At 61.6% G+C, this 17,850-nt stretch carries 17 protein-coding genes; 8 read left to right on the plus strand and 9 right to left on the minus strand.

From position 1 onward, the window contains the following. Positions 1 to 201 precede the first annotated feature (201 nt). On the plus strand, positions 202 to 696 hold the full coding sequence (locus GBM95_RS07375) for a prolyl-tRNA synthetase associated domain-containing protein (RefSeq protein WP_193222621.1): 495 nt from the start codon (positions 202 to 204) through the stop codon (positions 694 to 696). A gap of 98 nt (positions 697 to 794) precedes the next feature. Here the strand turns inward: GBM95_RS07375 and GBM95_RS07380 are convergent, their stop codons facing one another. Then, positions 795 to 2,330, minus strand: coding sequence for an SLC13 family permease (locus tag GBM95_RS07380; protein ID WP_152158513.1), 1,536 nt, complete (start codon positions 2,328 to 2,330; stop codon positions 795 to 797). Between the two features lie 742 nt (positions 2,331 to 3,072). Between GBM95_RS07380 and GBM95_RS07385 the strand changes: the two genes are divergently transcribed. Beyond that, positions 3,073 to 3,345 carry an AbrB/MazE/SpoVT family DNA-binding domain-containing protein gene (locus GBM95_RS07385; RefSeq protein ID WP_152158514.1) on the plus strand — a complete coding sequence of 91 codons (273 nt, stop codon included), beginning with the start codon at positions 3,073 to 3,075 and terminating at the stop codon, positions 3,343 to 3,345. Positions 3,346 to 3,440: 95 nt separating this feature from the next. On the opposite strand, the gene GBM95_RS07390 is transcribed toward GBM95_RS07385, so the two are convergent. Together GBM95_RS07390 and ompR are read right to left on the minus strand one after the other, a co-directional pair. Next, the gene (locus GBM95_RS07390) at positions 3,441 to 4,901 is read right to left on the minus strand and encodes an ATP-binding protein (RefSeq protein WP_152158515.1); all 1,461 of its coding nucleotides are present in this window, start codon (positions 4,899 to 4,901) and stop codon (positions 3,441 to 3,443) included. A gap of 137 nt (positions 4,902 to 5,038) precedes the next feature. Beyond that, positions 5,039 to 5,761, minus strand: a complete 723-nt coding sequence (gene ompR / locus GBM95_RS07395) for an osmolarity response regulator transcription factor OmpR (protein WP_152158516.1) — start codon at positions 5,759 to 5,761, stop codon at positions 5,039 to 5,041. A 481-nt stretch (positions 5,762 to 6,242) separates the two neighbouring features. On the opposite strand from ompR, the gene GBM95_RS07400 reads away from it, so the two are divergent. From GBM95_RS07400 to panF, 6 genes are all read left to right on the plus strand, one after another. Next, the gene (locus tag GBM95_RS07400) at positions 6,243 to 6,743 is read left to right on the plus strand and encodes a hypothetical protein (RefSeq protein ID WP_193222622.1); all 501 of its coding nucleotides are present in this window, start codon (positions 6,243 to 6,245) and stop codon (positions 6,741 to 6,743) included. 140 nt (positions 6,744 to 6,883) lie between these two features. Then, positions 6,884 to 7,621, plus strand: coding sequence for a tRNA (adenosine(37)-N6)-threonylcarbamoyltransferase complex dimerization subunit type 1 TsaB (gene tsaB, locus GBM95_RS07405; RefSeq protein WP_152158517.1), 738 nt, complete (start codon positions 6,884 to 6,886; stop codon positions 7,619 to 7,621). Further along, positions 7,618 to 8,112 (plus strand): ribosomal protein S18-alanine N-acetyltransferase, encoded by a 495-nt coding sequence (gene rimI, locus GBM95_RS07410; RefSeq protein ID WP_152158518.1) that lies wholly within the window; start codon positions 7,618 to 7,620, stop codon positions 8,110 to 8,112. Before tsaB ends, rimI begins: the two co-directional genes overlap by 4 nt. Beyond that, positions 8,109 to 9,014 (plus strand): uracil-DNA glycosylase, encoded by a 906-nt coding sequence (locus GBM95_RS07415; RefSeq protein WP_152158519.1) that lies wholly within the window; start codon positions 8,109 to 8,111, stop codon positions 9,012 to 9,014. Before rimI ends, GBM95_RS07415 begins: the two co-directional genes overlap by 4 nt. A 216-nt stretch (positions 9,015 to 9,230) precedes the next feature. Beyond that, on the plus strand, positions 9,231 to 9,581 hold the full coding sequence (locus tag GBM95_RS07420; RefSeq protein WP_152158520.1) for a YhdT family protein: 351 nt from the start codon (positions 9,231 to 9,233) through the stop codon (positions 9,579 to 9,581). Further along, positions 9,581 to 11,095, plus strand: a complete 1,515-nt coding sequence (gene panF, locus GBM95_RS07425; RefSeq protein ID WP_226963216.1) for a sodium/pantothenate symporter — start codon at positions 9,581 to 9,583, stop codon at positions 11,093 to 11,095. The genes GBM95_RS07420 and panF overlap by 1 nt, the downstream gene beginning before the upstream one ends. 84 nt (positions 11,096 to 11,179) lie before the next feature. On the opposite strand, the gene trpA is transcribed toward panF, so the two are convergent. The 6 genes from trpA to GBM95_RS07455 form a co-directional block, all read right to left on the minus strand. Further along, positions 11,180 to 12,007: a tryptophan synthase subunit alpha gene (gene trpA / locus GBM95_RS07430; RefSeq protein ID WP_152158522.1), complete on the minus strand. Its 828-nt coding sequence runs from the start codon at positions 12,005 to 12,007 to the stop codon at positions 11,180 to 11,182. 55 nt (positions 12,008 to 12,062) lie between these two features. Next, positions 12,063 to 13,295 (minus strand): tryptophan synthase subunit beta, encoded by a 1,233-nt coding sequence (trpB, locus tag GBM95_RS07435; RefSeq protein WP_152158523.1) that lies wholly within the window; start codon positions 13,293 to 13,295, stop codon positions 12,063 to 12,065. Positions 13,296 to 13,340: 45 nt separating this feature from the next. After that, positions 13,341 to 14,924 (minus strand): bifunctional indole-3-glycerol-phosphate synthase TrpC/phosphoribosylanthranilate isomerase TrpF, encoded by a 1,584-nt coding sequence (trpCF, locus tag GBM95_RS07440; RefSeq protein ID WP_152158524.1) that lies wholly within the window; start codon positions 14,922 to 14,924, stop codon positions 13,341 to 13,343. Further along, a complete protein-coding gene (trpD, locus tag GBM95_RS07445; RefSeq protein ID WP_152158525.1) occupies positions 14,921 to 15,979 on the minus strand; it encodes an anthranilate phosphoribosyltransferase in 1,059 nt (352 codons plus the stop codon). The genes trpCF and trpD overlap by 4 nt, the downstream gene beginning before the upstream one ends. Positions 15,980 to 16,436: 457 nt before the next feature. Next, the gene (locus GBM95_RS07450) at positions 16,437 to 17,075 is read right to left on the minus strand and encodes a carbonic anhydrase (protein WP_152158526.1); all 639 of its coding nucleotides are present in this window, start codon (positions 17,073 to 17,075) and stop codon (positions 16,437 to 16,439) included. Between the two features lie 81 nt (positions 17,076 to 17,156). Beyond that, on the minus strand, positions 17,157 to 17,582 hold the full coding sequence (locus tag GBM95_RS07455) for a helix-turn-helix domain-containing protein (RefSeq protein ID WP_152158527.1): 426 nt from the start codon (positions 17,580 to 17,582) through the stop codon (positions 17,157 to 17,159). Between the last annotated feature and the right edge of the window lie 268 nt (positions 17,583 to 17,850).

The raw sequence follows: 17,850 nt of genomic DNA on the forward strand, positions 1-17,850 counted from the left end.
CGTTAAGCCTTGATACTAGGAACCGCCGTATACGGAACCGTACGTACGGTGGTGTGGGAGGACGGCATGGGAACTAATCCCATGCCTCCTACCCGATTGCGTGCTGTCTTCGGCGGGCGGAAGCCGAAATTGCCCTGGATGCGAAGAGGCTTTGCCGGACGCGGAGCCTCTCCGGATTTTTCAACGAGGAGAGCCAGCAAGATGCAAAAGCCCGAAGAGAGGATTGAGGAGAAGCTCCGCGAACTCGGCATTTCCTACGAGCGGCACGATCATGCGCCCATCATGACGGTCGAGGAAGGGCGCGTCCTTGCGCGCGAGTACGGGTCCTTCTGCATGAAGAATCTCTTTCTCACGGCGAAAAAGCGCTTCTACCTCCTCATGATGCCGTCGGAAAAGAGCTTTTCTTCCAAAGCGCTCGCGAAGCAATTGGGCTGCGGTCACATCTCCTTCGGGAGCCCGGAGAAGCTTGCCGAATGCCTGCAGACCTATCCGGGCGCCGTGACGTGCCTCGGGCTCCTTTTTGACGAAGATCAGCAGGTCGAGGTGCTCGTCGACAAAGACCTTCTCGAAGTGCCTTTCGTCGACGCGCACCCCTGCAGCAACGCGGCAAGCCTCAAGCTCGCCATGAAGGACATTCTCGACATCTGGCTTCCCGCCACGGGACACGCCGGGTGGAAATTAGTGGAGATCGATTGACGCGTCTGCGTGAGCGCGTACAGCACTGAGCGTACGAAAAAGACCGGCAGGATTGCTCCCGCCGGTCTTTTTCTCTGTTCAGGATGGAGCTGCTTTCATCAACCCATCGGGATCAGGCCGCGGCCGAGGAGATAGCTGCAGCCGACGCCGATGATGACGGCGATGATGTTGAGCCAGATGCCGGCCTTCACCATGTCGGCGATCTTCAAGCGCCCCGTGCCGAAGACGATCGCATTCGGGGGCGTGCCCACCGGCATCATGAAGGCGCACGAGCAGGCGATGACCATCGCGAAGAGCGGCGCTTCAGGATTGATGTTGAGGCTTTCGGAAGCCGCGGCCACCACAGGCATCATCGTTGCGGCAAGGGCCGTATTCGACGTGACTTCGGAGACGAAGGTGATCACGGTGGAAATGCCCGTCATGAAGGCGAGGTCGCTCACGCCCTGGAAGACGGAGGCCTGGGCGCCGATGAGGGCCGCGACGCCCGTCGACTGAATCGCCGCCGCCATCGAGAGGCCGCCGCCGAAGAGGAGGAGCACGTCCCAGGCAACCACGTCCTTGGCGCTGTTCCAGTCGAGCGCGTGGATGCCGCGCTTGGCGTCAACCGGAATCATGAAGAGAAGGATGCCTGCGCCCATGGCGATGAGTTCGTCGGAGAGGGGCTTCAGGGGCCTTGCGCCGTTGATTTCGAGGCCGCGCAGAACGGGACCGAACATCCAGAGAAGGGCTGCGAGCACGAAGATCGCGAGCACGATTTTTTCGCCGCGCGAGAGGGGCCCGAGCTTTCTCAGTTCGCCCTTGATCCATTCACGGCCGCCGGGGATGCCTTCCATATTGACGGGGAAGAGGAAGCGCGTGAGGAGGAAGTAGGTCGCGGGAAGGAGGAGAAGCGTCACGGGAAGCGCAACCTTCATCCAGCCGAGGAAGGAAACCTGAACGTGATAGGTGTCTTCAACGAAGCGCGCGAAGATGCCGTTGGGGGGCGAACCCACGAGCGTTGTCATGCCGCCGATCGAGGCCGCATAGGCAATGGAGAGAAGCACGCAGACGGCGAAGTTTCTTTCGTCCTTCGTGATTTCCGGGCTCGTCTGGGTGGAGCGGATGACGCCCATCACGGCGACGGCAATCGGCACCATCATGGCAGCCGTTGCGGAATTGGAAACCCAGGCCGAAAGGAAGGCCGTGGAGATCATCAGGCCGAAAATCATCTGCTTCGGCTTCGTGCCGAAGAGTGAAATCGTCACGAGCGCAATGCGCCGGTCAAGGTGCCAGCGGTGAATCGCCGCAGCAATGAGGAAGCCGCCGAGGAAGAGGAAGATCGTTCCCGAGGCATAGTGGCGCATCGTGTTGACGGGGGTTGCAATATCCAGAAGCGGATAAAGCAGAATCGGTAGCATCGCCGTCACGGCAATCGGCAGCGCTTCGCTGAACCACCAGATGGCCATCAGGGTCGTGACTGCCGCACAAGCCTTGCCTGCGTGGCCGAACTCGACCACCTTGCCTGCCGTATTGACGAAGCTGTCGGGCAGGAGGAAGTAGACGAGGATGGCGAGCACAGGCCCCAGAATAAACGCCCAGATCTTGGTCGAATTCGAAACGGCATCAACCGAGACCGATGAGGTTTGGAGTGGCATGGTTGTCGCTCCTTGATAAAAGTCAAAGGGAGGAAAAATCCTTTACGATGCCATCAGGATATACGCTGGAGGCAAGTTCTGCTTCGGGTGAATTGAGGTGCTTTAGGGAGAAAAAGAGGGAAATTGCAGAGGAATAAGGTCATTTTTTCATTAGTGCATTGATTTTATTGGAGATCAGACAGAGTTAGGCCGTGTGGAGTAAGGTGGTTGCCGTAGCGGATCAATGGGATGTATCCTCCTTCAGGCTTGCTTTTCCACATAAATATCTATAGCGTTAACCCTCACAGCATCATGAACGGAAAGGAAAGCGTTTCTTTTCCCGATGCCGGGAGCCGGATCAGCAGATTCTGATTCAAACGCTCCCGGAATTCCCCGCAGACTCGAGCGGGGAACCCAAGCACAATGCCGGGTCCCTCCCGGTCTGTGCGCGTTGCGCCCAATTCCCTGCGGGGGAAACACATCATTATTCGGGCATAGGCAACAGGGGTTCAGAACCTGAACCCATCCGTGATGTCTTGGTCGCCGGAAGGCTTTTCATTCTCTTTGAGTACGCCGTCATTCCCTTCAGAGGGAAAGGCAGCAATGCACCCAAAAGAATCTGAGGCGTTCCGACTGACGGCGAGTGAGGGTGGGAGCGCCCGCGGCGTGCAAAGGAGGCACGCGAATGCTCCGGGCTGGATTTCGTTTCGAATTGCCGCGCCCAGGCAAGGGGCCTGAAGACGGCTAAAGAGGAGCAACGGTCATGGCGACGCATCGTCTCACCATCAAGGGTCAGGTCACAATCCCCAAGGAAATTCGCGATTATCTCGGTCTTGCAGAAGGCAATTCGAGCGTGGATTTCTCCATAGCGCCTGACGGTACGGTTGTTGTTAAAAAAGCAGGCGAAGCGGCTCACGCTTCGAGTCTGCGCACTCGCGCCCAGCGTGCTGCCCGTTCGGTGCAGCAGGCCTCTTTGGGCCGCAGCCGCGAAATGAACCGCGGCGGAGTGCTTGCCCTTCTCGCCGGAGGCTTCTGACGGAAGCCTGCGCAAACGGGCGGAAAAAGAATTGAGAAAAGCCCGGACGAGCATGAACTCATCCGGGCTTTCTTTACTTCTATCTCTTTGCGGCTTCAGGATTTCTTCTGGTCTTCCGCTGCTGAAGGCGGAACGAGGCCTTCTTCCTTCGCGAGCTTCTGCGCCGCCTTGTCCTGTTCCTTGAGCGCCTTCTTCAGTGTCGAAGGCTGAAGAACCGGGAAGTTGACGAGCACGAGAAGCCCGTGAGGATCGGCATCGGCGAGTTCGACCGAACCGCCGGAGCGCTTCACGATGCGGTCGACGATCGCGAGTCCGAGGCCGGAGCCCGTGACGCCCGAGCGCGCCGATTCGCCGCGCTCGAAGGGGCGCATCACGCGGGCGCGCTGGTCCTCAGGAAGACCCTTCCCCTGGTCGGCAACGGCAAGCGTTGCCGTGCGTCCGTCGGGACTCTTCGTGAGCGTCATCGAGAGCCTCAGAATGCCGTCGTCGCTTCTGCCGTAGCGCTGGGCATTGACGATGAGGTTCTGAATGGCGCGCGAGAGCTCAAGCGGATGCGCCATGACGAAGATGTCGTCGGGGAGGTTCTCCGCCGTGAGCTCCACGGAAGAGTCGGTTTCAATGCGGGCATTGTGAATGGCGGCCGTCACGGCTTCGCCGAAATTCACCATCACCTGGTCCTCGTTCGTGCGGCGGGCATAGGCGAGGAACTGGTTGACGATGTTTTCCATCTGCTCAAGGTCGCTCACCATGGCTTCGCGGGAGTCACCGGGGAGGTCGGCAAGCTCGACCTCGAGGCGAAGACGCGTGATCGGGGTGCGCAGGTCGTGCGAGACGCCGGCGAGAAGGAGCTCGCGGTCGGCTTCCATGTGACCGAGGTCCTCCACCATGCGGTTGAAGCTCACGTTGACCGCCTGAATTTCCGACGTGGTGGCGTCCTCCGGGAGGGGCTCGGGCTTCTTCCCCTGACTGATTTCACGGGCAAAAGCAGAAAGTCTTGCAAGCGGCTGCACGACGTGGCGCGCGAGGAGCGTGGCGCCGAAGAGGGATGCAATGCCCGCCGCCAGCGCCCACCAGAGCCAGGTGGTGCCGTAGGGAGGATCGAGCACGTCGTCCTTCGTCTGAAGCCAGTAGGTGTCGCCGTCGATGTCGAAGGTGACCCAGAGGCCGTCGTTGCCGTTGACGCGCGTGGCGAGAATGGTGTCGGGCCCGAGCGAGGTCTTGACGAGCTGATCAATCAGCCCGTTGTAGCCTTCGCCCGAAATCCGGAAGATCTTGTCCGTGGGGTCGCGCGGGGAAATGAGAACGCCTTCGCGGGCGGCGAGCGTCTTCAGAAGATCCACGCGGTAGAGCGGATCGGCGGTGACGAGCGCGTACTTGGTGAGGTTCACCGTCGAGACGATGTGCTGAGCCACGCCCTGCGAATAAGGGAGCTCGGAGAGCACGCGGAAGCTCTGCAGCCACCCGATCACGGAGAAGAAGAGGAGTCCGCAGAGAAGGAGAAACGTCCGCCAGAAAAGACTCGGACGGCTCGTTTTGAGTTGTGAGATCCAGGACACGGCAGAAGGAGAGAAGAATGAGTTCGGGCTCGGGAGCCGCCGATATCAGAAGACGGAACTGAAGGCAAAAAGGACGCACGGACTTCTTTTGAGACCGTACGTCCTCTTTTTGTAAACGGGCGTCGTTGAAATGTCAATCAGGCGTGGCCGTCCGGAATGAAGACGTAGCCGAGGCCCCAGACGGTCTGGAGATAGCGGGGCTTCGGGGGATCGGGCTCAAGGAGCTTTCTCAGGCGCGAAACCTGAACGTCGAGCGAGCGGTCGAAGGCTTCGTATTCGCGGCCGCGGGCCATTTCCATGAGCTTATCGCGCGAGAGCGGCTGGCGCGGATGGCGGGCGAAGGCCTTGAGCACGGCGAATTCGCCGGTCGTGAGCGGGACCACCTCGCCGTTCTTCTTGAGAACGCGCGTGCCGAGGTCGAGCTCGAAGTCGCCGAAGCGGACGACTTCATTCTCAAGCGAAGGCGCGCCCGGCGCGTCCTGACGGGGACGGCGGCGGAGCACCGCGTGAATGCGGGCGAGAAGTTCGCGGGGATTAAAAGGTTTGCCGAGGTAGTCGTCGGCGCCGAGCTCAAGGCCCAGAATGCGGTCGACGTCCTCGCCGCGGGCCGTGAGCATGATGATCGGTGTCGTGTCCTTCTCGGAGCGCAGGCGCTTCAGAATGGCAAGACCGTCCTCGCCCGGCATCATGAGGTCGAGAATGAGAACGTCGAAGTGCTCGCGCACCCAGAGGCGCTTCATTGCCTCGCCGTTTTCGCTCACAAAGACCGTGAAGCCGTTTTCGCCGAGATACCTGCGCAGAAGATCACGCAGACGGGGGTCATCGTCGACGACAAGAATCTTGGGGGTGCGTTCAACCATTTGTTCGCTCCTGATGGCGAAGAAGGAAGGGGCAGGCGAGCTTCTCGCTGCGGACTTCCCAATGAATTTCAATGCTTCAATTGTTTCACTTTATTCCCCGCTTCGTCACCCTCAGGCAATTCGATGTTACAAATACGCGTTCAAAGATACATGACCGGCAATTTCCGCTGAGACTGCTTCTGAGGGCAGTTTTCTTCAGGGGTAAATGTAAATAAGCGCCGCCATGAGAAAACGCGTGCATCGTCAATTGCGACTCGAATTGACGCTTTAAGATGGAAGAAAGGCGTTTTTCCTGAAGAAAGCAGGTCTGCGGGCGGCAATGTTCTGTCACGGTTTACTAACTCTTGGCGCAAATCGGAGAGATTCCCCCTGATATATTGAAAATCGACAGAGCCCCCCGGAGGGGAGTGCTCGGGGACTGCGCTTTCTCTAGGCAAGCTCCCGGTTCCGGGCTTTCCTCCTTTCTTTGAGACTTGATTTCATGGTTAGACGTTACTGTTCTCCAGTTCTAGCGCTTGCAGCCTGCCTTGCGGCAGGGCCGGCCTTTGCGGCCGAGCTTACGGATGAGCCGCTCGGTACCGTGGCGGGCGTCCCTCAGGCGAAGGACTGCGGGACTGCGGAAGCGCCCTGCGTGCAGCTCTGGGGCAGCATGTCTGCGGAAGAACGCGCGAGGCTCTGGCCGTTTCTCGATGAATCCTCAAAGCTCTCCTACTGGCGCGGCATGACGCCCGAAGAGAGAAAGAGCCTCAGGATGTGCCTCTCCGAACGCGACCGCGAGGCCCTGCGCCGGCGCTTCTCGTTCGACGCGAGGAACGGCCGCGAACTCGTTCGCCCGAAGCTCTGCGGCGAAGAACGCCGCCTGATGCGCGAGCAGATCATGGAAGTGCACATGCAGTTCAGACGCGCGCACGGCGCGCATGACGGCTCGGCGCAGCCCCTGCCGCCGCCCGCTCCCCGCGGGCCGCATCATTCGGAACGATGATTTCCCGCTCCGACTGAGCACGGAAATTTCTTCAAAAAGAGCCGGATCTTTTCAGAGAAGACCCGGCTTTTTTTCGCCGATTCGGCCTCTCGTATAATCTGAACTTCCTATATTTCATGCCGAGAAGAGGCGTCTTTTTTATGTCCGGATCCTTACCTCTGATCCTTGCGCTCGATACCGCGCAGGAAGATTGTGCAGCGGCGCTCCTTAAAGGGACCGAGCTGATTGGCAGTCGGGTGGAGACGGTCGGAAGCCGTCACAGCGAGATCATCCTTCCGATGATCCGCGATCTTCTCAAGGACTCTGGGGTCGAAAAGACGGACTTGAGCCTCATTGCCTTCGGCGCCGGTCCGGGATCCTTTACCGGTCTTCGCGTCGCCTGCGGCGTGGCGCAGGGGCTCGCCTGGGCGCTCGAATGCATGACGGCGCCGGTTTCGAGCCTTGAAGCGCAGGCCGAGTGGCTGAGAGACTCGGAGCGCCTCCCCGCGGGAGAGGTCATTGCGGTCCTGAACGACGCCCGCATGCATGAGTGCTACGGCGGCGTCTGGCGCGTGCCGGAAGATCCTTCGTCCCGGCTCGAACTTCTCGCGGGCCCGGAAATCACGGCGCCCGCGGATGCGATGACGTTCCTCACGCGCTATGGCGCCGGTCACCTGGTCGGGAGCGCCGAACTCGTCTACGGCGGCGAAATGGCGCTTCCCGCTGCGCTTCACCACGCGGCAAGCAGAAGCTCGCGCCCGGAAGCCATCGGACGCATCGCGGCAATGATGTCTGCTGCGGGCGAAGTGGTGAGCCCCGAGCTCGCCGCTCCCGTCTACGTCCGCAACCGCGTGGCGCTCACCATGGCTGAGCGCGCCCGCGGCGAGAGGCTTCAATGACGGGGAAATTCACAGGAATCCGCCCGATGAGGGCGGAGGATGCCCCTGAGCTCGCCCGCCTTGAGGCGCTGGTTGAGGCTTCGCCCTGGAGCGAAAGGAACTTCCTCGACTCGCTTCAGGCGGGTCACCTCGGATATGTCCTCGAGAAGGAAGGGAGGATTGCCGCCTGGGCCGTCGTCATGACGGTGCTCGACGAATCCGAACTCCTCATCATCGGCGTTCGTCCCGACTTGCAGCGGCAGGGGCTTGCCTCCCGTCTCCTTTCCTTCGTGCTCCGCGAGCTTCACGGCAAAACGGTGCTCATGAATCTCGAAGTCCGGGCGGGAAATCTTCCCGCCATCGGGCTCTATAAGCGCTTCGGCTTCCTTCAGACCGGGATCCGTCGCGGATACTATCCGGGAGAAAAGGGCGCAGGCCGCGAGGATGCGCTTCTCATGACCCTTTCGCCGCTTCCCGAGGGGAAGGACGATGCTGAGGGGAGCGCATCATGAGCTTTACCCGCGAAGACTGCGAACTGATCGAGGCGATGGGGCTCGGTCCCGTCTGGCTTCTGAGAGAAACGGAGGATCCGTTTCTCCCTGAGCTCGGGACGCTCGTGAAGGAGCTCCGGGAGCCCGCGCCATCCGCTCGTCCTCAGGCGGGCGCTCCGCTTCAGAAGCCTGCGGGCGGCGCGCCCGTCAGACCCGCCCTTCGGACGCAGGCGCCTCAGACGCCTCAGGCGACTGCAGAGCCCGTGCAGACCGCGCACATGGGAATGTCCGAGGCGCTTGCGGAACAAATCCGCGCGGCCAATTGGGAAGAACTCAGAACGCTCGCCAATGCCTGCCGGCTCTGCTCCATGGCGTCGAGCCGTCAGCACGTGGTCTTTTCCGACGGCGATCCGGGGCCCGGCCTCGTCATCGTGGGCGAAGCCCCGGGAGCGGAGGAAGACCTTCAGGGCGTTCCCTTTGTCGGGAAGTCCGGGCAGCTCCTCACTTCGATGCTCGAGTCCCTCAACATCGTGCGCAGAAAGGACGTCGTCATTCTCAATGTCCTCAAGTGCCGCCCGCCCATGAACCGCAATCCCGAGCCCGAGGAAATCACCTGCTGCGGGCATTATCTCGAACGGCAGCTTGAGATTCTTGCCCCGAAGGTGCTCCTCCTTGCCGGACGCTTTGCAGTCGGGTCGCTCCTGAAGCTTGAAGGGAATTTCTCCATCGGACGCCAGCGCGGACGCGTGCATCAGGTGACGATCGGCGGGAAAACCGTGCCGGCAATCGTCACGTATCACCCGTCCTATCTTCTGCGCTCGCCCCTTGAAAAAGCAAAGTCCTGGGATGATCTGCTCCTTCTCAAGGGCGCCATGCGGGATGCCGGCATACTGCCTCCCGAAAAGGAAAAGCGCTGGAACTAAGCCTCCGGCGGCCGGACTCGCGGAGTGCGGAGCGGGCATTTTGGTGCAGGATTCTTGGGACATCCTCGCCCGTACGGACTAGGCTTCATGAGCATGATTGCGGGACGTCTTCGCTTTGGGGTGCTCCTATAATGTTTACCTTTTAAATCAAAGGATTTATCAGAATCCGCGAGCTCTTTGAGAAGCGTTCCCGGATTCTGAGGTCCTGAGCGAGAGATGTCTGATATTCAAAATAGGGCAGCCGGCCCGGCAGAAAAGAATCCTGTCGAATGCGCTCCTCAGGCGCAATACGATGAAGCGCTCCGGGCCTGCTCGCGCGAAGCGGCGGCGACCCTTGCGGCTGCCGTCGCCGTGACGGCCTTCTTCTGGGGGACGCTTTATCTCTCTTCCCCGAGCAAGGCGCTTTTCTGGGGCTTCCCGCTCTGGTTCATGGTCGCCGTGATCGGGGGCTACCTCTTTTCCATCGTCGCGGTCGTCTGGATCGTGAGGCGTTATTTCCGGGATATTCCGCTCGACATCACGCCCGATGACGCCGGGGAAATGAAAGCCAGCGAAGGAGCGAAATGATGACGGACACCTTGCTCATCTTCATTCCGCTCGTCCTTTTCTTCCTCGTTCTCGTCTTCACGATGCTCTGGACGGAGCGCACGCGAAGCCGTCGGTATGAAGCGGGACGCGCCTTCAGCGGGGAATATTTTCTGGGGAGCCGGTCGCTCTCGGGTTTCGTGCTGGCAATGACCCTCATTGCCACCTACGGCTCCGTCTCCTCCTTCGTCTCCGGTCCGGGCATTGCCTGGAAGCTCGGCCTCGGCTGGGTGGTTTTTGCCGCGCCGCAGATCATTGCGGGCTTCTTCATCCTCGGTCTTTTCGGGAAGAAAATGGCGATCGTCTCGCGCGCCTGCGGGGCGATTACGGTGACGGGGCTTATCGACAAGCGCTTCAGAAGCCCTGCGCTCTCCGTCATTCTCTCGATTGCGCTCCTCATATTCTTTACCGCCATGATGACGGGACAGTTCATCGGGGGTGCGGCCATCTTTTCCGAGGCGGCCGGCATCACGCCCGAAGCGGGGCTCTTTCTCTTCGGCGCGCTTACGGTTTTCTACACCGCCTTCGGCGGCTTCCGGGCGGTTGCCTGGACCGACACGGTCTGCGCGATTCTGATGTTGGTCGGCATGGTGATGCTTGGAAGCTCCGTCATCCATGAAGCAGGCGGCCTCGAGCTCGCGATGGAGCGCGTTGCGGCCGCAGGCTTGAGCGACCCTGCCGCCGACATAACCACGAGCACCATGCTCTCGCCCAATGCAGGCGGGGCGCTCCCGTGGTCGCTTCTCTTTTCGGCCTGGGTGCTCGTCGGCTTCGGCACGGCGGGACTCCCGCAGTCGGCGGTCCGCTGCATGAGCTACCGGACCTCGGGCGACCTTCATCGCGCGATGATCGTGAGCACGATCGTCTGCGGCGCCCTGATGGTGGGTGTGACCACAATCGGCGTGCTCGCGCGCGGCGTTCCCGGCCTTGAGTTGGGCGGCGCCTCAACGGATCATCTGATTCCGCGCCTCATTGCGCAGCACATGACCCCGCTTGAAGCGGGCGTCACGCTGATCGGGCCGCTCGCCGCCACCATGTCGACCGTGAGCTCGCTCCTCATTGCCGCGTCGGCGGCAGTGGTGAAGGATCTCCTCATCGCCATGCGGCCGGAATTTGAAGAGAAATCCCGCGCGCTCCTCCTTTGCTCGCGCGGAACGACGCTCGTTCTCGGCATTGCGGCCATGCTCTTTGCGCTCAACCCGATTGACCTTGTGGCCTGGATCAACATGGGAGCCTTCGGGGGGCTCGAGCTCGCGTTCCTCCTTCCGCTCGCGGGCGGCCTCTACTGGAGGCGCGCAACGGCGGCCGGGTGCCTCATTTCGATCGTCGCGGGGTTCGCCGTCTACGGCTGGGCGCTCCTCATGAAGCCCGACCTCGCGGGATTCCATGCGATCGTGCCCGCCTTTGCCGCGGAAGTGCTCGTCTTCGTCGCCGCGAGCCTCGTGACGCGCGACAAGGCGAATCCCGACCTCCGCTATTTCTTCCCGCAGCGTTGAGAACGAGTCCGGAGAATTGAATTCTCCCTAAGCAAAGAGGCGCATCCCGGCGTGGCGATGCGCCTCTTTCCATTGACTCTTCACTCAGGAGAGACGGGCTGCCGCCTTCATTTCCTTCACGAATGCGCGAAGGGAAGCGAGCATTTTTCCCTTATCCCTGAGGTTCTCTGCAATGATCTTCGTTACGGCTGACCCCGCAATGGCGCCGTCGGCGCCGGATTTGAGCGCGGCTTCAACGTGCTCGGGCTTCGAGATGCCGAAGCCGAGAAGAAGAGGCGCAGAGTGCGCAGCACGGAGCGCTTCGACCTCAGCGAGCAGCGGCATCTCGGCCGCGCGGTCCGTGCCGGTGATGCCGGTGCGGGAGAGGAGATAGACGTAGCCTTTGGAGCGTTCGGCAACCTTCCTGAGGAGCTCCGGCGCCGCCTTCGGCGGGGCAATTGCAACGAGGGAGACGCCGGCGGCCGCTGCGGCCTCATCCCATTCGGGCTCGCGCTCGCGCATCGAGATGGGCACGTCCGGAATCAGCACGGCGTCGGCGCCGGCAGCATGGACAGCCCTGAAGAAGTTGTCGATTCCCGGGGCCGTTACGAGATTTACGTAGAGCATGAGGCTGATGGGGAGCTCCGGGTGCGCCTCGCGGACGCTCTTCACGATCGCAAGGCACTTTTCCGTGGTGGATCCGGCTTCAAGCGCCCGTCCGGCGGAGGCTTCGATCACGGGACCGTCCGCGCAGGGGTCGGAAAAGGGAATGCCGAGTTCGAGCGCATCGGCGCCGCCCTCAATCAGCGCTTCAACAACCTCGCGCGAGGTTTCGGGATCCGGGGCGCAGAGGTTGACGAAGGGAACGAAGGCGCCTTCGCGGCGGGCGCGAAGCTTTTCGAAAAGTTTCTGAAAACGATTGGGCTCAGTCATTTTGGGTGTATCCGGCATGAGTTGCAGTATGTGGAAGTTCCTTCGGGGAGGCGCCTTATCTGAGGAGCGCTTCCGCGGCATCGGGCGAAAGCTTTCCGTTTGCAAAGAGCCCTTCCTCCTCGAGCCGGGCGCTCACCTGGAAGATGTCCTTGTCGCCGCGTCCGGAGAGATTCACGATGAGCTTCTGCTCCTTTTCGGGATTCTCGCGGGCGAGCTTCAGTGCATAGGCAAGCGCATGTGCGCTCTCAAGCGCAGGGATGATGCCCTCGCGGCGCGAGAGCTCAATAAAGGCCGAAAGCGCTTCGCGGTCGGTGGCGCTCACATACTTTGCGCGCCCCGTTTCCATGAGGTAGGCGTGCTCGGGTCCCACCGACGGGAAGTCGAGGCCGGCCGAGATGGAGAAGGATTCCTCGATCTGGCCTTCAGGCGTCTGCATGTTGTAGGAGCGGGCGCCGAAGAAGATGCCGGGCGTTCCCTTTTCAAGCGTTGCGCCGTGATAGGCCGTCTCAAGGCCCTTTCCTGCGGGTTCGACGCCGAAGAGCTTCACGTCCCTGAAGGGCACGAAGTCCGTGAAGATGCCGATCGCGTTCGAGCCGCCGCCGACGCAGGCGATGACGGCGTCGGAGAGACCGCCCTCGAATTCCGCAAACTGTCTGCGGGCCTCTTCGCCGATCACCTTCTGGAATTCGCGCACGATGGTGGGGAAGGGATGCGGGCCCGCAGCGGTGCCGAGCATGTAGTGCGTGTCATGGAAGCTCCCGGCCCAGTCGCGAAGCGCCGCGTTGCAGGCTTCCTTCAGGGTGCCGCGGCCCGCTGTGACGGGGACGACCTCGGCGCCCATGAGCTCCATGCGGAAGACATTGGGCTTCTGGCGCTCGACGTCCTTCGCGCCCATGTAGACGCGGCACTTGAAGCCGAGGAGCGCGCAGGCGAGCGCCGTAGCGACGCCGTGCTGGCCCGCGCCCGTTTCCGCGATGATGCGGGTCTTGCCCATCCGGCGGGCGAGCAGCGCCTGGCCGAGCACCTGGTTGGTCTTGTGAGCGCCGCCGTGCATGAGGTCCTCGCGCTTGAGGTAGATCGTCGTCTTCGTTCCCTGCGTGAGGTTTCGGCAGCGCGTGAGCGGCGTCGGGCGGCCGCCGTAGTTGACGAGGAGATCAGCGAGCTCGCGCTGAAAGGCGGGATCCTTCTGAGCCTCAATGAAGGCGTCCTCGAGCTGATCCAGGGCCGGAATCAGAACTTCCGGAACGAACTGACCGCCGAAACGGCCGAAATAGGGGTTGAGCTTCATGGCGAAATCCGTTTGAGAAAAGTTTGCGTGGTAAGTTCTGTTTTTTTATCCGCGGATGCCCCGGATGGCGCCGAAGGCGTCGCGAAGCTTCTCCGTGGACTTGATGCCGGGTGCGTCCTCGACGCCGGAATTGAAGTCGAGGCCGAAGAAGTTCTCTCCGAAGGCGTGAGCAGCTTGAGCTGCGTTGGCTTTGGAGAGCCCTCCTGCAATGACGATCCGGGGAATGTCCCGGAAAGAGGCGAGAAGCGAAAAATCAAAGGATCTTCCGGTGCCGCCGGTCTGACCGGCAGAAGCGCTGTCGAGCACCGCCCGGTCGATGGTTTTTTCTTCCATCAATTCCCTGATGCGGCGCGCGAGCTTTTCAAGCTCGTCCGGCGAGAGCCCTTCAGGGCTCACGGCAGGCGCAAGGCGGAAAGCCGGAAAATCCGAGTGAAGGCGCCTCAGGGCGTCGTCGGAAAGCGCGCCGTGAATCTGAAGAACGTCGGGTTCGAGCGCCGCCTGGATGGCGGAAACTTCGCCCAACTGAGCTGCATCAATGACGGCGGCGATTTCGGCGGAAAGTCCGAGCTCACGGGCGCCCCGGCGGATCTCCTTCACGAGCCTTCCGGCTTGATCCAGCGTCACTGCGCGCTTCGATCGCGGGGCGAGAATGATGCCGATCGCCGCGGCGCCGGCCTTCAGGGCATTCAGGGCGTCTTCGGCGCGCGTGATGCCGCAGCACTTTGAGTGCCCGTAGAGAAGTTCGCGGACGCCCGTCGAGAGGTCGCCTGCAAGCGAAAGCGCCGACCCGCAGAGGAAGGCGTTAATAGCAGGCGATTCGGCGCGCGCTTTCAGAATGTCGGCGGCATTCCGGTAGCCCGATTCCGCAACGATGACGGGGCTCCCCGGGATCTCCTCGGCAATGGCAGGGGCTCTTGAGAGGTTGACCTCGAGCGTGCGGAGATTGCGGTTGTTGATGCCGATCACGCGGGCGCCGAATTCCGCGGCATGCCGGGCTTCTTCCGGGGTGGAGGCTTCCGTGAGAATTTCGAGCCCGAGCGATTGAGCGTAGTCCGCGAGCAGCCGATAGCCCTCGTTCGATAGGACGGAGAGCATGAGAAGAACGGCGTCGGCGCCCGACCGGCAGGCGGCGAGGATCTGCTCCCGGCTCACGATGAAGTCCTTCGCAAGAAGAGGCTTATCCGTGAGAAGCCGGAGCGCGGCGAGGCGCTCAAAGGAGCCGCCGAAAAACCGGGGCTCCGTGAGGGCGGAAACCGCATCGGCGTAGCGCCCGTAGACATTCGCGTAGTCGTTGAGATCCACGGTCCCGCGCATGAGGCCTTTCGAGGGAGACGCGGCCTTCACTTCGAGAATCATGCGGCTTCCCTTCCGGCGAAGCGCCGCCTCGAAGCACCCGGTGCGCGGTGCTTTGAGGCCCGCCTTCTCTAAGAGCGCCTCGCGCTCGTTCCGGGCTCTGGCTTCTTCATCGTGAGAGGCGTGAGGGAGCGAGAGCGCCCGTTCAGAGGCCGCCGAAACGATGGGCGCAAGAATGGTGCCGTCGATTTTTTCGGGGACGATGAAGGGATTCCGGCGGGCTGCTTCAGCGACAAGCCCCGGGAGCGGACGGGAAAAGCGCGCTTCAGTCATCATGCGGCCTTTCGGGCGGAAGCTTCGCCGAGGGCCTTCCGATGGGCTTCGGCAAAAGCCTGGTGGGCTTCGAGGGTTTTCAGGCCGCAGCCGAGCGCAATCCCGTGGCGGGCCATGGCGAGTGCTTCCGGAAGCGTCTTCGCGCGGTGGCCGAGAAGAAGCAGGAGCGAGAGGTTCGCGGCGATGAAGTCCTTCTGCGCTTTGGTGCCGCGGCCCGAGAGGAGCGCGAGCGTGATTTCGGCGTTGTCGGCCGGGTCCCCGCCCTGAAGGTCTTCGAGCGCATGGGGCTCCACAATGCCGAAATCCTGGGGCGTGAAGCGGCGGCGGATGAGTTCGCCCGATTCCGTGAGTTCGACCGCATCCGTATCGGCGTGGACCGCGACTTCGTCGAGGCCGCCTCCGTGAACCACGAAGGCGCGCTTCATGCCGAGCTCGCGCAGCGTCGCGGCGACCGTTTCAAGAAGCGCCGGATCGTAGACGCCGATCAGGGCGTAGTCGGGACGGGCCGGATTCGTGAGGGGCCCGAGAATGTTGAAGATCGTGCGGGTGCGAAGGCTCGCGCGCACGGGGCCTGCAAAGCGCATGGCCGGGTGGTAGAGCTGAGCAAAGCAGAAGCAGAAGCCCGTGCGGCTAAGGAGTTCGCTGCTTTCGTCCGGGGTCGGGCGGATGTCGACGCCAAGCGCATTCAGAAGGTCGGAAGCGCCGCTCTTCGACGAGACGCCGCGGTTGCCGTGCTTCGCAATATGAAGACCCATGCCGGCCGCAATGAGCGCGGTCGTCGTGGAGACGTTGATGGTCTGCGCGCCGTCGCCGCCGGTGCCGACGATTTCGCCGATCTCGAAGCCGCGGGGACGCGGGAAGCGCGTGGCGGCATTCACCATGGCGTTGGCGGCGCCTTCGATTTCCTCGGGGGTTTCGCCCTTCATCTTGAGAGCGGTGAGGCAGGCGGCAAGCTGCGCGGCATCGAGCTTGCCTTCAAAGATCTGAGCAAAGAGCGCGCGGGCATCCTCACGGGAAAGATTCTGACGGGCGGCGAGGGTTTCAAAATAGGACTGCATGACGGACTCCGAAAGAGATGAAAAAGCAGGAAAAAGAAGAAAATCGGGGATGAGGGCGAAGGCGGGGCTATCTGCCCGTCGGCCATCGGAAACCGGTTTTCGCTTGATGCTTCTGCATGGAGATTCCTTCGGAAGGGATTGGGATTTCGGTCTGCCGCGGAATCTGTCTTTTGGGAGCCCAGGTATGAAAAAAGCCCGCCGGAAGGAGTTCCGCGGGCTTTTTCTCTGAAATGCTTGCTCGAACTTTCAGTTCATGCGCGCACGTGGGGAGAGCACCCGCTCTTTCGAGAGGCGCCACCACCAATAACCCGTGAAGACGGGAAGCGTGTGCGTGAAGGTGTTCTGCATTTCAGCTGCCAAGGTGAGGATGTTTTCTCTAGCGCTCCTCGTTCCTGAACGAAGAAGCGTGAAAACATGATTGCCGATGAGTGAAGGTTTCGTCAATAGGGAAAATGCGTTAGACGGGAACGATCGGCTCGAAGTCTTCCCTTTCGGCGTTCCAGATGTTCATGGTCTTCGCCTTCATGTCGTAGTAGAGCGCATGAAGCGAAAGCGCGCCCGATTCCACTTTTTCGCGCACCCACGCGTAGGAGAGGAGATTCTCGAGCGAAAGGAGCACCGCGCCTTCTTCCGTGCGGCGTGCGAGAAGCTCCGTTTCGCCCGAGGGCTCCTCGCGGCGGATTTCCTCGGCTACCGGATGAGCGAGCGACACCCAGCGCGAGATCCATTTTTCATCCGCGATTTTGTGGGGAAAAAGCGCGCCCTGAATGCCGCCGCAATTGGAGTGCCCCATGACGATGATGTGGTCGACGTCAAGGTGCTTCACGCCGTATTCCACCGCGGCGAGCACTGCATCGGGGTCTCCCGCATCCTGAGCGCCCGGAACGAGCGCCGCAATGCTTCTCACGACGAAAAGGTCGCCCGGGCGGCAGCCCATCAGAATCGCCGGATCCGCTCTTGAGTCGCAGCAGGCGATGACGAGGGTTTTCGGGCTCTGACCGTGCGCAAGACGGTCGAAGAACTCGTGCTCCTTAAGCAGATAGGATTCCTTGAAGTTGTGAAAGCCTTCGATTAATTCGTGAAAGTTGACGGACATGATGGCGTTCCTTTGTCCTCGCGGGCGTTTCTGAGGACGCCCGGAATGATGGGAGAGGAATTATGGCGCCGCCGGAGGGCTTCAGGGCTTCCCGGGAAGCACGATGTCCGGGAGATGAAAGAGGTCGTCCTTTGGAGCCTCCTCTTCCGGCTCGATTCCTTCAAAGAGATCCGGAGCATCCTCCTGGGGACGGAACTTCCCTTCCCGGTAGAGCCGCGCCCAGTCGCGCACCGTGTACGCCGGAACGCCGAGGAGGCTCGCGGTGCGCTTGTAGCCGCAGCCCTCGCGAAAGAGCTCAAGCGCCTGCTGCTTGATGTTGGGAAGGTACGACGTCCGCTCATGCGGGACTTCTTCCGGTACGTAGTCGGGCCAGGCCTCGTACTTGGGCTTTTCGGGCTGAGCAGGTTCCGGGGCAATCTCCGGGAAGAGACCCGCCTCAAATTCATCCTGCGGTTTCAGTGGACGATCGTCGGGAGAGGTCGGGCGATGAAGCTTGACTCTGGGCATGGCATGGACCTCGAAAGGTGCGGATCAGCGGCTGGAAGGCTCCCGGCAGTCACCGCTCGAGAATTCTGACGTCGGAAATCTGGCTGAAGCGCCAGACGACGAAGCTCTTGGTTCTCAGGTCATACCCCGCAATCGTCTCCTCGTCGGGTGAGATTTCCGCCACCTTGAGCGGAAAATCTCGGCTTGGTTGGGGTATAACTCCCCAACCAGGGGTCAAGCCAGCCTCATCAAGGGCTTGAGAGCGGCTTCAGGAGAATCGTAGAGTCCT

The sequence above is a fragment of the Sutterella seckii genome (genome assembly GCF_009183815.1).
Lineage (GTDB): Bacteria > Pseudomonadota > Gammaproteobacteria > Burkholderiales > Burkholderiaceae_F > Sutterella > Sutterella seckii.